At 62.0% G+C, this 13,904-nt stretch carries 12 protein-coding genes and 1 pseudogene; 4 read left to right on the top strand and 9 right to left on the bottom strand.

The window, feature by feature from the left end:
• Positions 1–17: 17 nt before the first annotated feature.
• The gene (locus tag ACK59L_RS08615) at positions 18–1,493 is read right to left on the bottom strand and encodes a hypothetical protein (RefSeq protein WP_409273004.1); all 1,476 of its coding nucleotides are present in this window, start codon (positions 1,491–1,493) and stop codon (positions 18–20) included.
• A gap of 219 nt (positions 1,494–1,712) precedes the next feature.
• On the opposite strand from ACK59L_RS08615, the pseudogene ACK59L_RS08610 reads away from it, so the two are divergent.
• The 4 genes and pseudogenes from ACK59L_RS08610 to ACK59L_RS08595 all read left to right on the top strand — a co-directional run bounded on the left by ACK59L_RS08610 (position 1,713) and on the right by ACK59L_RS08595 (position 5,028).
• A pseudogene (locus ACK59L_RS08610) lies at positions 1,713–2,095 on the top strand (hypothetical protein).
• 616 nt (positions 2,096–2,711) lie between these two features.
• Complete coding sequence (locus ACK59L_RS08605) at positions 2,712–2,954, top strand: hypothetical protein (protein WP_028687111.1); 243 nt, start codon at positions 2,712–2,714, stop codon at positions 2,952–2,954.
• A gap of 87 nt (positions 2,955–3,041) precedes the next feature.
• Positions 3,042–3,305, top strand: coding sequence for a DUF3077 domain-containing protein (locus tag ACK59L_RS08600; protein ID WP_145128937.1), 264 nt, complete (start codon positions 3,042–3,044; stop codon positions 3,303–3,305).
• A gap of 520 nt (positions 3,306–3,825) precedes the next feature.
• On the top strand, positions 3,826–5,028 hold the full coding sequence (locus tag ACK59L_RS08595; protein ID WP_409273001.1) for a hypothetical protein: 1,203 nt from the start codon (positions 3,826–3,828) through the stop codon (positions 5,026–5,028).
• A gap of 83 nt (positions 5,029–5,111) precedes the next feature.
• On the opposite strand, the gene ACK59L_RS08590 is transcribed toward ACK59L_RS08595, so the two are convergent.
• From ACK59L_RS08590 to ACK59L_RS08555, 8 genes are all read right to left on the bottom strand, one after another.
• On the bottom strand, positions 5,112–5,948 hold the full coding sequence (locus tag ACK59L_RS08590) for a beta-carotene 15,15'-dioxygenase, Brp/Blh family (protein WP_409272999.1): 837 nt from the start codon (positions 5,946–5,948) through the stop codon (positions 5,112–5,114).
• Positions 5,949–5,950: 2 nt separating this feature from the next.
• Positions 5,951–6,643 (bottom strand): bacteriorhodopsin, encoded by a 693-nt coding sequence (locus ACK59L_RS08585; protein ID WP_409272997.1) that lies wholly within the window; start codon positions 6,641–6,643, stop codon positions 5,951–5,953.
• Between the two features lie 340 nt (positions 6,644–6,983).
• On the bottom strand, positions 6,984–8,576 hold the full coding sequence (locus ACK59L_RS08580; protein ID WP_144967758.1) for an argininosuccinate lyase: 1,593 nt from the start codon (positions 8,574–8,576) through the stop codon (positions 6,984–6,986).
• Positions 8,577–8,724: 148 nt separating this feature from the next.
• Positions 8,725–10,008, bottom strand: coding sequence for a C4-dicarboxylate TRAP transporter large permease protein DctM (gene dctM / locus ACK59L_RS08575; protein ID WP_058605875.1), 1,284 nt, complete (start codon positions 10,006–10,008; stop codon positions 8,725–8,727).
• Positions 10,005–10,640, bottom strand: coding sequence for a TRAP transporter small permease (locus tag ACK59L_RS08570; RefSeq protein WP_078477963.1), 636 nt, complete (start codon positions 10,638–10,640; stop codon positions 10,005–10,007). The genes dctM and ACK59L_RS08570 overlap by 4 nt, the downstream gene beginning before the upstream one ends.
• Before the next feature lie 63 nt (positions 10,641–10,703).
• The gene (locus ACK59L_RS08565; RefSeq protein ID WP_058638410.1) at positions 10,704–11,702 is read right to left on the bottom strand and encodes a TRAP transporter substrate-binding protein; all 999 of its coding nucleotides are present in this window, start codon (positions 11,700–11,702) and stop codon (positions 10,704–10,706) included.
• Positions 11,703–11,857: 155 nt separating this feature from the next.
• On the bottom strand, positions 11,858–12,685 hold the full coding sequence (locus ACK59L_RS08560; RefSeq protein ID WP_409272994.1) for an HpcH/HpaI aldolase/citrate lyase family protein: 828 nt from the start codon (positions 12,683–12,685) through the stop codon (positions 11,858–11,860).
• 15 nt (positions 12,686–12,700) lie between these two features.
• Complete coding sequence (locus ACK59L_RS08555) at positions 12,701–13,900, bottom strand: CaiB/BaiF CoA-transferase family protein (protein WP_058638412.1); 1,200 nt, start codon at positions 13,898–13,900, stop codon at positions 12,701–12,703.
• Between the last annotated feature and the right edge of the window lie 4 nt (positions 13,901–13,904).

The following is a 13,904-nucleotide window of genomic DNA, read 5'->3' as shown; positions in this document are numbered from 1 at the left end:
ATTGCCTCCGGCGTGGCTCAGGCGTCGAGCGAGCAACCTTGGTAGAACTGCTCGAACAAGGGCGTTGGCAAGTGCTGCACATCGAGCAGGCCGAAGTGCTTGCCTACGCTGCGCCCTACGGCCATGAGTGTTCTCGCGGAGTTATCGGTACCGGCATAGCCAGCGTTTACGACGTAGTCGACACGTTCCTTGTCGCTCTCTGCGCGGGCATAGGCATTGCCAGTGATAAATACATCAACCAGGCAGACACTGACGCGCTCGTCCCCCACCGTGAACGGCTCGAGCGTTTCACCAGACAAGGCTGCCCGCAGTCCGTCCTCACCACCTTCAACTATGCGTTCAAGGGCAGCAAGCGAGCGGCCGAACAAGTCAAACTCGTCAATGGAAAACGGGAAGCAATAGCCCTGTGCAGTAGCGCGTGAGAGCGTTTTCCCATTGCGCGGCTCAGCCACCAGCCAGTCAACGAACGCGTCTTTATTGTCTGGCGCACCGCTGTGACGGAAGGCCAAGTAGTCACTGAGCACCTGGCCAAAAGGATGACCCGTGGGCACCCAGCCGCTATTGCCAGACTCGCGCAGCGATACTTCGCACTGCTCGCCAACAGCTTGGGCCTCAGGTACTGGTGTCAGGCCAAAGCAGCGAAGGTCATAGCCGAGCATGAAAAGGCTCGCCTCGAATGCATGGCATCGCGCGGGCATTGCCCCTTGGTCGGCAAACCAGCCTGTGCGCCCGAGCAACGCGCGGACAATCCAGCCCAAGCGGACCTGCCAGCGCGCCCACTCAGCGTATTCTATCGCCGAGAACTGCGGCGCTGCCAAACAATTGGCAAACGCCCCGGGGTTGCGGATTTGATCGCCACGCGCGCCGCCGGACGGAAACCTCAGCAGAGGTTTGCCACGCCCTGCCCACTGCTGGCGGAACAGCGCATACAACATGGCAATCGCGGCGCCCACACGGCTGTCATAGATCGGCGAACCGGACAAGTCGAGCAAGGCGTGAATCTTGGTCAGGCCCGAATCGAAACGCTCGACACTGCTGAGGTCATCCAGGTCATTGTCGGCATCGAGCGCCATGAGCCCAGCCATCTTCTTCAGGTAGCTCGACAACTCGCCGCTGGCCGCCAGCCGATGCAAGAATGGAATGGCGCCCCGCACGCCGCCCCAGCGCAGAATCTGCAAACAGGCCTGAAGCGCTTGTTGCTCATCACCGGCGCGGACACCAGCCGACAGCCACTCACGCAATTGCCTAAGCGAGCCCTGGGTCTGCATCCAGGTTTCAGAGTCGACCGCGCTCTGGTGGCTGTCGCGCCAGCTTGCCTTCCAGCGGTAATGCTCAAGGACCTGCTCAATCCCTTGTACATCGACCGTCAAACCGCCGGGCACAAACTTGCTGGACTTGAATCGCAGCTTGAAGGTGAGTACCGGCAAGTTGACTGCCAGCCATTCAATGAAAGCCTCGACTTCGGGTTGTGCCAGGAACTCATCACGCTTCATGCCAGCCGCCTTACAGGTAGTGTCGAATGGCCATACCCTAAGCAAAATGACAGGCTGCGTCCACGTTGTCTGTTCATACAGGTCAACAATTGGAGTAGGTTCGAGTGCCCTGGCCAGATAGTTTCCAGCGCCAGCGGCGAGTCGCTCATTTAACTGTAAAGTTTTCAGACACACATCAGCTCTTTACGGACCGCGCGCCCCCTCAAGGATCATCACCTCATCGACCATCAAGCACTCAAGACCCGACACCGCCAAGAACGTGAGGGCCATCACCCCAACCTCACCTTGCGTGTTCATCGAGCACTGAGCTGGCTGAACCGAGCCGAGCCGAGCAGACTGATTTTGCCAACGGTCGTAAAACCGCGCAGCAAGCACTGGCCAATCGCAACACCGCGGCCGTGCTAGGGGTGCTGTTCAACCGGATCTACACCCTGCGCAACCAGATCATGCATGGCGGTGCCACTTGGAACAGCAGCGTCAATCGAGATCAACTGCGCGACTGTGCCAACCTGCTCGGCAAGCTGGTTCCGGTCATCATTCTGCTGATGTTGGATAACCCGGATACATTGTGGGGTGATGCATGTTATCCCGTGGTTGTTTAGCTCAGTGACCGCGCTTGGACCTGGGTCGCCCGAGCCGGTCATCGGCAAACCAGGAATACTTCTCGCAGTATTCCAATCGGTATTCCAGCCGAAATTACAAACCGATACTCCCACTATTAATCAATATGTTACTGACTTAATTCAGATGACCCCGGCACACCGAAGTTTCAGATCACTTTTGTGCGCATGTTGGTGCCTGGGATCTGGAAACCGCTAGGTCAATATCGCTTGAAACGAGCCCCGATGTCGTGTTCCGTGAAGCACCGCCAACGGCCGGACATCTCTGAAACCACGTTCACGAGTAGCTCTCCCGACCCAAAATCTCAGAATCCCCCCCTTCCCTGTAGTCCATTTCCCAAAGATACTCCCCTCCCCTGTTTCCCGTTGCGCCAGCCGTCCCAGCGTCCTAGTCTCACCCCGTCGTTGCCAACCCAACGACACGACTTTGACAGGTCGCAGCGGTAAACAACTAAGCGGTCGCCCGTTATGGCGGCTGTACGTGCGGGCACGCTTGCGTGCGCCGGATCTTGTTGTTTCCGCCGGTCTGTCAACCCACGTACAGCTGCCACCCACCGTTTGACAGCGGCGGATGTCGGCCCAGCAACGGAAGCAACTCATGTTAAAAATCGTCCCCGACCCACCACCCACACCCGCCACCTTGGAAGACACCCTAACCCTAGCCGCCGACTACGCCCTCTGCGCCGAAGCCGTGGCCCAACAAGCCCTCCTCATGCAGCCCCGCTCTCCGGCAGCCCCACTGATCATGGCCTCCATGCACGAGCTGGAATCCCTGCGCCGCCTGCTGGAATCCGCCCTCCTGCAAATCCACCACCCTCCCTCGCGACACCCCACGCACTAACCCTCAAGCCCCTGGTTCAAGCAACTCGGCAGCAACCCAGCCGCCCCGCCACACAGCCAGCCCAAAAAACTTCAGGGAGCCACACCCATGTCCACCCCAGACATCCCCTGCACCCCAGGCCAAACCGTCTTCTACCAAGGCGAAAACCACACCCACGCACTGTTCCGCATCGAACCCGGCATCCCCTGCCAACACGCACGCGAACAGGCTTCGGAATTGATGGGTTACGCCCGCGACCTCACGCTCGAAGGCTTGATGGAAGACAAACCCAAACTGATCTGGGCCGCCCACTACCTCTGCGCACTCGGCAAAGCCCTGCTGGACGACGCTGAACTAGGCATGATGCGCTAAGCCTACAGATCCCCGGCGGAGTGAGGCTGCTCATGGCGCCGGGACATGGCTCGTGGGTGAAGCTTGCGGGAGCTCATAAAAGAGCCGTGAAGTCCAACGACCCAAGCCCAAGCCGTTATCGTTTCTTATCGCCTTCTACTCTGGCGAAGCGACAACTATCCAGACACCGCGGGCGCCCTTCTGCTACGTCGCAGATATTGCGATGCATCAACATACCAGTAGTCTCAGCACTGAAAGTTTAGCGTTCCTACAGCCCCCACCTCAAAAGCAAGCTGCATCTTTCAGATTATTTTCTTTCCTCGTAGTCCGCTTCTCAAAGACCCACGAAATCCGCCGTACCTATTGCGGTGCCTTGCCCCTACCCTTAGCCTCGCGTGTCGTTGCCTATCGCCATGCTTGCCCTGAAACGCTAATGCCTACCCAACATGCGGAATATCAAGGGCGGCTACGTGTAAAGCACCTAAACGTGTCTTTGCATTCCCTAAGCACAAAACTGTACTCAAGGAAGAAACACATACCCATGACAGCCGAATCTACGTCCACAACCGTCCAGCAAAACCAGTCCTCCAACCCACCGCCCGAACCCTCTACCCCCAACTCCACCCGGCAAGCAGTATTCAAACTGCTTGCCGATATCAAATGGTGGCTGCCAGTAGTTTCAACGCTTATCTCAATCTTGCTCCTCACCAAGTACCTCTGGGTAATCCATCACCCGGAGTTGATTTTGAGCTCGTTAGGTAACCCCTCAAACTTGGTTGCCTGGTTATTCTTCAGCCTGCTGGTATTTGCCTCACTGCTAATCGTCGTATCGGTGCCCTCTTGGGTCTTCACGATGAGCATGTCTGTATGCAACGTTGACAGAGAGCTGGAAAAGAAGCTCGCCTTACGCCTTGGCCTGATCGTAGTCGGGGGCTATTTACTGCTATCGCTCAACCTGCTGGGGGCAATCTTTGGTTTCACCATGGCCCCAGCCTACTTCTTCCCTATCGTCGTAGCCGCTGCCATTTGTGCGCTGCTGATTGTGCTTCGCCGCAATTCGCCCCTGCACGAGAAAGTACTGGAACTGCCACCTGGCCCCCGCAAACCTGCTCATCGCAAAATCTTTTACACAGCCGTCGTTGGCTGGCTCGGTGTACTGCTGGCATTCACTTCGATGAGCGGCGTCATGCCCGCCCAGCTAGCTATCATGACCTGGCGAGGCGGAGAGAGCGATGAGGAAGCCATTTGGGCTATCGTGCTCTGCTTGCTGATCATGACGCTGTACCTGGCGCCGGTCATCGTCTTTTACCGGGCAGAGGGCGATGCGATGGGCCGCATCGGTCGAGCCGCATTGACATTACTTGGGTGCGTTTTCGTCAATGCAATGCTGTTGCCGGCCTTCGTGGACTTGTGGGTTTACTCCGCCGCCAATCTGATCAAGATCAGAGACAATACCGAGCTTAGCTATGTGTTGAGCGAAAAGGACTACCCGAAAGAGGTATTCAGTAGCGCCACGTGGCAACTGGAAAGCTATGAGGGGCCCAATGGTTTGTACAGTGTTAGAGGGTTCCGTCTGTTCCGCTTCGGCGATACGTTATTGATCTGTCCCGCGAGCTACCGAGATGTCGGATTGAAAAAGATCGATAGCTACGTCCATCGCTGTATTGCGTTGTCCGAGGCCAAGGTGCATGTCGCCGCCCCTGTATTAAGCGACGATGCCGCGACAGAGGCCAAGCCGAATTGATCCGGCACCCTTCGTTTCATTGTTGATTGAACACCGGAGCGCCTTAGGGGGGCTGCCCCCGGCGCACCTACGCGCCGGGGATGTCAAACCGGGCCCGACACCTGAGGCACTGCGCGCCCCGAGAGAAAACGCGGCAACACCACCATATGCGGCAGTGCAAACGCTGCCAGCACCACGAACAGGGCCCGAATGCCGGTCTGTTCCTGCTGCCAGAACACAGCTCCACCCACCAGGGCAAATACCCCTGCCCCAGCGAGCACTGGCCAGGTGCGATGCAGGTAGTCGCCTATCGACAAGGCACCTACCATTCGCTCGCGCACACGGGTCTGGGGTTCGGCATGCAGCAGGTAGAACCCGAGCGCAAACCCAATCAGCGGCGGTGTCACCACCACCAACAGCAAGGTCACGGCCAGCCGCAGGTCACGCCGTTGCCAGGCACTCATCAGCAGCACACCGAAAGCAATCAGCCCGGCACACGCCAGCGTCATCGCCAGCCATTCGCCCAAGGCAGAAGAGGCACCGGCCGCCATCGCCAGGTTGAGCAACTCGGCTACCGCATCAGGGTGCAACACTGCAGGCCCGCCCAGGATGAACAGCCCCAGCGCAATCTGCTCATGCCGCCGCTGAAACACCTCGTCCTCATGGGCGAAGTGCCAAACCGACAGCAATAAAAAGGCGGTAAGCGCCAGCGCTCCCGCCACTTGCCAGACCAGGGCGCACACCACGGCCACGCCCAGGTAACTGAGCACAAAGCGCGTGCGCTGCCCGTGCTCGATCAGGTACAGGTCGCTGGCCCCATGCAGCAGGCCAAGCCCGAGCCCGACCAGCAGCACGTAAGCCAGCGGTGCCAGCCCGCCTGCAAGGCTGGCTGCTATCGCCAGCCCCACAAGGGCGCGCCAGCTGCGCCCTGTGCAGGTCATGCTCAGTAGCCTCGGCCTACCGGCACGGCGCGCAGGTTACGTTCGGAGGTAAAGGCGTAGACGACCTTGGCCAGCACGTCGAGCACCAGGAATACCCATACGGTGGTGGCATCGCTCACGGCCCAGAAGCCTTCGGGGCCGACGGCGAAGACCACGGGGTAGATCAGCCACAGCACGGTGAGAAAGCCTACATTGCGGCGGTAGGCAGGGCTGACGCCGGGTTGTTGGCTGGCGATGCTGGCGACGGGTTTCCACAGCAGGTACAGCACGCCGGCGAAGGCGGCGCAGGACCAGGCGAAGAACACCCACTTGATCACGCCATAAGGGGCCAGGGAGGCGATCAGGCCGGTGACGATCATGATGACGTCGAGGGTGACGATGGCGGTGATGTAGCCGCTTTTGCCGTACAGGTCTCGGGTGCCGTAGTAGGCGGAGCTGACGACGCCTGCCAATAGCAGTGGGGTGGTGAAGGCCCAGTCTACGTAGCGGGCCAGGTAGGTGACGCTGCCGTCGACTTTGATCAGGTTGCCGACGCCCAGGTACATGCACAGGTAGGCGGTGGCGGCGATGAAGGGGACGGCGGCGTGGATGAGGGTGTGGCCGAGCAGCGGGCCGTAGTGTGCGCCTTTGATGTAGATGGCCAGTGATGCCAGGGCCATGACGATGAAACCGATCAGCAAGGGGATTTGAATCATTTGAGGCTCCGCTACCAGCAGTAAAAGGCCCGGGGTGCATGCAAGGGGGTGCCGGGGTTCGCCGCGGTTTTTTTTAGCCGCTTCGTTTACGGATGGAGAGCGGGGTGAGATTTTTGGTTCAAAATGTTTCGGGGGTCGGGTGCGATCTTTTCAAGGTCACCCGACCCACTGTGGGAAGCGGCCTTGTGCCGCGATGGGCTGCGCAGCAGCCCCAGGATTTAAGCCAGCACCTCAAATCGCCGGGGCCGCTATGCGGCCCATCGCGGCACGAGGCCGCTCCCACACGGATCGCGTGCTCCCGCCAAATCACCGAATTGTCGGCAAGCGCGCCCCTGCCAGATCACCGCCCCATCAACCCATCAAACGCCTTATCCAACCCCACATCCGCATCCACCAGCTTCTGCCGCCGCTGCTGCATCCACGCTTGATCCTCCTTCAACCGCGCCTGCGCCTCAGCCAACATGCGCCGCACTTCTTCAGGCTGTGGCCCACCGGTGCCCTTGCGGCTTTGCACCATCGCGCGGGGGGATAGGCTGGCGCGGAAATCTGCTTCGCTCAGGGGCAAGGTATTGTCCTTCCATTTGTATTTGTCCGCCGCCTGGGTGAACAACGCCTGCGCATCGGCGTAGGCGAAGTCCTTGGGCAAGGTGCCGTCGGCGCGGGCTTTTTCGACGATCAGCGAGGCGAAGCTGTGGCCGATGCGGAAAGGTACGTGGTGCTTGCGCTCCAGGGTGTCGGCCAGTTCCATGGAAGTGGTCCAGTCGGCGTCCAGTTCTTCTTCGGCGCGTGCGGCGTTGATCTTCAGGGCGTCGAGCACCTGGTCCAGGCGCTTGAACATGTCGCCGGTGGAGCGGAACAGGCCCAGGTCGTCGAAGGCGGCCTTGTAGTCGGTCATGCCGGTGGTGACGTTGTGGGCGCGCAAGGTGGTGGCATTGGCCAGGCCGACCACGTCGGAGGCGGCTTCGCGGGTGCGCATCAAGAGGCCGGGGTTGCGCTTTTGCGGCATGGCGCTGCTGGTGTAGGTGGCGCCTTCGTCGAGCAGCAGCCAGGGGCGGGTCTGGTGGTACTGGGTGTGGATATCGCCGATGAAGGCGCCAATGCGGATGGCCGAGGACGAGACCAGGCCGGCAGCCTCCAGCGGGATGTCGTAGGTCGAGACCTGGCTGGCGTCCAGCGAGTTCTCGCGCACGCCGTCGAAGCCCAGCAGCTGGGCCAGGCGCTCGCGGTTGATGGGGTAGCCGGAGTTGGCCAGCACGGCGGTGCCCATGGGGCTGAGATTCAGGCGGGCGTACAGCTCGTGCAGGCGCTGGGCGTCGCGCTCGAACGAGGCCTCGTAGGCCAGCAGATAATGGGCGTAGCTGATGGGCATGGCTTGCACGCCGTTGGTGTAGGCCGGCACCAGGGTGTCGACGTGCTGGGCGGCCAGCGTGAGCAAGCGCTGGCGGGTGGCGTCCAGGGCGTCGCCATAGGCCAGCACGTGGCTGCGCAGCGAGGCCAGGCGGTAGGTGGCGTACATGTCCTGGCGGCTGCGGCCCGAGTGAATCAGCGAGGCCTCGGGGCCGACCTTGTCGGTGATGATCTGCTCCAGTTGCAGCACATCGCTGGGGCGCTTGCCGTCTGGCTGGGTGGCCTGGTCGATGGCGTGGCGTACGCCGCCTGCAATGGTCGCGGCCTGTTCGGCGGTGACGATGCCGGCTTCCTTGAGCATCACCAGCGAGGCTTTGTTGATGCGGTTGAGGTAGTCGAACTGGGTTTCGCCGTGGCGCTGGCCATCGGGGGTCTTTTCCACGAAGGCGCCGATCTTGCGGGCCTGTTCGGCGCACTCGGCGGTGGTCTTGCACGGGTTGTCGGCGGTGTTGGCGGCGTGGGCTGCGGGGCTGGTGAGCCAGGCGCAGGCGATGGCAAGGCAAAGCAGTGATCTTGTTGTTGTCATGGTGGGTCCGCTCGGGGCTTGTGGAGGGCTGGCGGGCTGGTGGCACCCTTGGAGGGTCAACCTACACCCCTGCCCCCCTGGCCGAAAGTGAAACCACCGCCGGGTAGGCGGTGGCGTCGGTGCACTGGCGGGTTGATCGAGCCGCCGGTCAGGGCATGCCGAGAAACTCCGGCAGCGCCAGGGAGATGTACGGCACGTAGGTGACCAGAATCAGGAACAGCAACAGAATCGACAGCCACGGCAGCGCTGCGCGTATGGTCTGGCCCAGTGTCAGGCCTGTCACGGCACTGGTCACGAACAGGTTCAGCCCCACCGGCGGGTGAACCAGTCCGATCTCCATGTTCACCACCATCACGATGCCCAGGTGGATCGGGTCGATGCCCAGTTCCATGGCGATGGGGAAGAAGATCGGCGCCAGAATCAGGATGATCGCCGACGGCTCCATGAAGCTGCCGGCAATCAGCAGCACCACGTTCACCATGATCAGGAAACCGAGGGGCGTCAGGCCTTCGGAGAGCACCCACTGGGTGATCTGCTGCGGGATCTGCTCAGTGGTCAGCACATGAGCAAACAGCATGGCGTTGGCGATGATGAACAGCAGCATGATGGTCAGCCGCCCAGACTCCAGCAGCACCTTGGGGCACTCGCGCCAGGTCATGTCCTTGTACACGAACAGGGCGATGAACGCCGAATACACCGCCGCCACGGCTGCCGCTTCGGTGGGGGTGAACATGCCGCTGTAGATGCCGCCCAGAATGATCACCAGCAGCAACAGGCCCCAGAAGGCCCGGCGTGCTGCGGTCAGCCACTCGCGAAAGCTAGCACGTGGCTGGGCAGGCAGTTTCTTGACCCGCGCCACGATGTAGATGGCGATCATCAGGAACACGCCCAGCAGAATCCCAGGAATCACACCGGCCATGAACAGCTTGCCCACGGAGGTCTCGGTTGCGGCCGAATACACCACCATCACGATCGACGGCGGGATCAGGATGCCCAGGGTACCGGCGTTGCAGATAATCCCGGCGCCAAATTCCTTCGGGTAGCCCGAGCGCACCATGCCGGCCACGGCAATCGAGCCCACCGCCGCCACCGTGGCCGGCGAGGAGCCGGACAGCGCAGCGAACAGCATGCACGCCAGCACGGCGGCAATGGCCAGGCCACCGCGAATGTGCCCCACGCAGGCGTTGGCGAAGTCGATCAGCCGCTGCGCCACGCCGCCAGTTGTCATGAAGGCGCCGGACAGCAGGAAGAACGGAATGGCCAAAAAGGTGTAGCTGTCGGAGGTCTCGAACAGCTTGATCGCCAGCGAACTGAGCGAATCCTGGCTGAACAGCAGAATCGACACCGCCCCGGACAGGCCCAGGGAAATGGCGATGGGCACGCCCAGGAACATGAAGATGAACAGCAGCAGGAACAGGCAGATAACGGTCATCGCGGCGACTCCTCACCGGGGTTGGCCAGCTTGCTCGCCTCGGCCGCTTCGTCGGCCAGGCCCAGGTTGGTCTGGCGGTGGGTGTAGATGCGGTAGAGGATTTCCAGGTAGCGCACGATGATCAGCGCGAAGCCAAAGGGCACGATCATCGCGATGTGGCCGATTTTGATGCCGTAGCGGTCCAGGTCTTCGGCGCCGATGCCGGCAGCCAGCACGGCGCTGACCCACTTGATGCTGGCGACCAGAAACAGCCCGGCATAGGCCAGGCAGCAGGCGCAGGCGAGCATGGCCAGCACGCGCTGCACCGGTTTGCGGGTGCGCCTGACCAGCACATCGACCCCAAGGTGCCCGGCGGTGCGCACGCCATAGGCGATGCCGAAGAAGATCAGCCAGCCGAACAACGCCTTGGTCAGGGCGATGCTCCAGGTCATTTCCTGGGCGTAGCCCATCAGGTGATCGCCGATGTTCAGCAGCGGCTCGCTGGCAAAGGTCCAGCGGTCGCTCAAGCTGTAGAACATCGTGTAGAGGTTGTTCAGCGCCACATAGATGAAGGTGATGAGGGTCATGGCCGCCAGGAGAAAGGCGATCATGCCTTCCTCGAAGCGCTCCCAGACGCGCCGTAACGTTTGCATGGGCATTCTCCGCGCACAATGAGGCTGAGCCGCCGACACAGGGGCGGCTGCAAGCAGGACGGATCAGGAAGCGGTGTTAGCGTCCTGGGCGGCCTTGATCAGGTCAGCGCCGATCTGGCCTTCGAACTTGTCCCACACCGGACGCATGGCTTTGCGCCATTCATCACGCTGCTCGGGGGTGAGCGCATCGACCTCGCTGGTCTTGGCGTCGATGATCTTCTGCCGCGAGGCCTGGTTCAGCGCCTCGGCCTGCTTGTTCACCTCGACGGTGACCTTGTCCATGATGCCCTGCAGTTCGGTGCGCACGTCTTCAGGCAGGCCGTTCCAGAACTTGGCGTTGGTGATCACCATGTAGTCGATCAGGCCATGGTCGGTCTCGGTGAAGAACGGCTGCACTTCGTTGACCTTCTGGCTTTCGTAGTTCGACCAGGTGTTCTCGGTGCCGTTGACGGTACCGGTCTGCAAGCCTTGGTATACCTCGGCAAAGCTCATCTTGCGCGGGTTGGCGCGCACGGCCTTGAACTGCTCTTCCAGCACGCTGGAGGCCTGCACCCGGAACTTCAGGCCGCGGGCGTCCTTGGGCAGCAAGATCTTCTTGTTGGCCGACAGTTGCTTCAGGCCGTTGTGCCAGTAGGCCAGGCCGCGAATGCCCTTGTCTTCCATGGAGGTGAGCAGTGCCTTGCCTTTGGGGCCTTGCTGGAAGCGGTCGACCGCCGCCAGGTTGTCGAACAGAAACGGCAGGTCGAAGATTTGCACCTGCTTGTTGTAATGCTCGAACTTGGCCAGCGAGGGGGCCAGCATCTGCACGTCGCCCAGCAGCAGCGCTTCCATTTCCTTGCCGTCGCCGAACAGCGACGAGTTGGGGTAGACCTCGACCTTGACCTTGCCCTTGAGCTTGTCATCGGCCTCCACGAGTTTCTGGAACATGAGCGCGCCCTGGCCTTTGGGCGTGCTGTCGGCCACCACGTGGGCGAACTTGATGATGACCGGGTCCGCGGCGTAGGCGAACGAGGTCAGGGAGACGGCGGCGGCGCAGAACAGCGCCTGGGTCAGCTTCAACATGGGTTTCACCTGTTATTGTTGTTGGAAAGGTCAGCAGGGAAGCGTAGCCAAGGTTACGGTGGCGCAAGTGCAGGTGTTTGGGGAATCTGCTTTTGTGTAAGGCTGCGTTCGGCAAAGGTGAACGCAACCCATCACGTCATAACCCCAGCCATAACCTAGCCCGTAGGGGCCAGTGCCAACAGGCGCTGCGCACGCAACACCACCGGCGCATCGACCATCTGCCCATCCAGCTGGAAAGCCCCTGCCCCGCCCGCCGCTGCGCTGCCCTCGATCACGCGGTGCGCCCAGGCCAGTTCGTGCTCACTGGGTTGCAAGGCCTCATGAATCACCGGCACCTGGCTTGGGTGAATGCACAGCGCCCCGCCGTAGCCCATGTCGTAGGCATGGCGCATAGCCTCGCGCTGCCCCTGCGGGTCGCGGATCGCTGGAAACACGCCGTCCAGCGGTGGCGCCAGGTCGGCCCCTCGGGATTGCAACTGCACGGCCATGCGGGCCTGGTCGATGAAGCGTTGGCCTGCCGGGCTGTCGGTGTTAAGGCAAAGGTCCAGCGCCAGGTCCAGGCTGCCGAACGAAAGGCGTTCGACACCCTCGGCGCCCGCGATACGCTCAAGGGCCAACAGCCCCTTGGCGGACTCGATGATCGGCACCACGGCCTTGCCCGTGCGGGCGGCGACCGCCACTTGAGCGGCGCTCTCGACCTTGGGCAGCAGCACCGTGGTCACGCCCAGATGCTGCGCGCAAAACTGCAGGTCCTCGGCGTGGTTTGCGTGGCTGGGGGCATTGACCCTCACCCACACCCGGGCATCCAAGTGTTCGGCCAGAAAGCGCGCCAGGTGCTCGCGGGCCTGGGCCTTGAGCGGCTCTTCGACCGCGTCTTCGAAGTCCACGATCACGGCATCGGCGCCGGCAGCCAGGGCCTTGGCAAAGCGCTCCGGGCGGCTACCGGGCACGAACAGGGCGGAGCGAACGATGGGGTATGGCATGCTTCTGCTCCTCTACTAAACCACGCCTGCGCTGTTCAATTGCGCCTGCTGATCGTCGCCATACCCCAGCTCGGCCAGGATCGCGGCAGTGTGTTGGCCCAGTGCAGGCACCGGGTCCATGCGCGGGCTGAAGGCCGCGTTGCGCCCCGGCGGCAGCAGCGACGGCAGCTTGCCCGCCGGGCTGTCCACCTCGCGCCAACGGTCACGGGCCTGCAACTGAGGGTGCTGCCACACCCCTTGCATGTCGTTGACCCGGGCGTTGGCGATCTGCGCGCTTTCCAGGCGTGACACCACGTCTTCCAGGCTCAGCGCGGCAAAGCCCTCGACGATGATCTGGCGCAGCGCATCGCGGTTCTCCGAGCGCCGGTAGTTGGCGCAGAAGCGCTCGTCGGTGGCCAACGCCGGGTCGAGCAAGACCTTCTCGCAGAACACCTGCCATTCACGCTCGTTCTGCAGGCCCAGCATGACCGTGCCGCCGTCGCCCGTGGGGAAAGGGCCGTAGGGGTAGATGGTCGAGTGGGAGGCACCGGCCCGCGGTGGCGGCGGTGCGCCGTTGTAGGCGTAGTACATGGGGTAGCCCATCCATTCCACCAGGCTTTCGAGCATGGACACGTCGATGCGACTGCCCACCCCCGTGCGGTCGCGCAGCAACAGGGCCGAGAGCACGCCGGTGTAGGCGTACATGCCAGCGGCGATGTCGGCCACCGAACACCCGGCCTTGGCCATCCCCTCCTCCCCTGGGCTGCCAGTGACCGACAAGAAGCCGCCCTCGCTCTGAATCAGCAGGTCGTAGGCTTTCTTCTTCTCGTACGGGCCACCTTCGCCGTAGCCGGAAATATCGCACACGATCAGCCGTGGAAAGCGCGCGTGCAGTGCGTCGAATCCCAGGCCCATGCGCGCGGCGGCGCCGGGTGCGAGGTTCTGTACCAGCACGTCGGCCTTGGCCAACAGTGCTTCGAGAATGGCGTCGGCCTGGGGTTGTTTCAGGTCCAGGGTCAGGCTTTCCTTCGAGCGGTTGGTCCACACGAAATGGGACGCCAGGCCATCGACGCGCTGGTCGTAGCCACGGGCGAAATCACCGCTGCCGGGGCGTTCGACCTTGATCACGCGGGCGCCCAGGTCGGCCAGTTGGCGGGTGCAGAACGGCGCGGCAATGGCGTGTTCCAGGCTGACGACAGTGATGCCGTCCAGGGGGCGGGGGGCAGATGCACTCATGGCA

The organism is Pseudomonas sp. KCJK9111 (assembly GCF_046231935.1).
In the GTDB taxonomy this organism is placed as follows: Bacteria; Pseudomonadota; Gammaproteobacteria; order Pseudomonadales; family Pseudomonadaceae; genus Aquipseudomonas; species Aquipseudomonas parafulva_B.
The sequence above is the reverse complement of the archived record's forward strand: the minus strand, read 5'-3'. Positions and strand labels throughout refer to the sequence as shown.

Bases quoted from the DNA above. Each gene is read 5' to 3' on its own strand.
- dctM (WP_058605875.1), bottom strand. From the start codon at position 10,008: ATGACCGTTATCTGCCTGTTCCTGCTGCTGTTCATCTTCATGTTCCTG.
- ACK59L_RS08555 (WP_058638412.1), bottom strand. From the start codon at position 13,900: ATGAGTGCATCTGCCCCCCGCCCCCTGGACGGCATCACTGTCGTCAGC.
- ACK59L_RS08580 (WP_144967758.1), bottom strand. From the start codon at position 8,576: ATGACAACAACAAGATCACTGCTTTGCCTTGCCATCGCCTGCGCCTGG.
- ACK59L_RS08570 (WP_078477963.1), bottom strand. From the start codon at position 10,640: ATGCAAACGTTACGGCGCGTCTGGGAGCGCTTCGAGGAAGGCATGATC.
- ACK59L_RS08615 (WP_409273004.1), bottom strand. From the start codon at position 1,493: ATGAAGCGTGATGAGTTCCTGGCACAACCCGAAGTCGAGGCTTTCATT.
- ACK59L_RS08595 (WP_409273001.1), top strand. From the start codon at position 3,826: ATGACAGCCGAATCTACGTCCACAACCGTCCAGCAAAACCAGTCCTCC.
- ACK59L_RS08560 (WP_409272994.1), bottom strand. From the start codon at position 12,685: ATGCCATACCCCATCGTTCGCTCCGCCCTGTTCGTGCCCGGTAGCCGC.
- ACK59L_RS08605 (WP_028687111.1), top strand. From the start codon at position 2,712: ATGTTAAAAATCGTCCCCGACCCACCACCCACACCCGCCACCTTGGAA.
- ACK59L_RS08585 (WP_409272997.1), bottom strand. From the start codon at position 6,643: ATGATTCAAATCCCCTTGCTGATCGGTTTCATCGTCATGGCCCTGGCA.
- ACK59L_RS08600 (WP_145128937.1), top strand. From the start codon at position 3,042: ATGTCCACCCCAGACATCCCCTGCACCCCAGGCCAAACCGTCTTCTAC.
- ACK59L_RS08565 (WP_058638410.1), bottom strand. From the start codon at position 11,702: ATGTTGAAGCTGACCCAGGCGCTGTTCTGCGCCGCCGCCGTCTCCCTG.
- ACK59L_RS08590 (WP_409272999.1), bottom strand. From the start codon at position 5,948: ATGACCTGCACAGGGCGCAGCTGGCGCGCCCTTGTGGGGCTGGCGATA.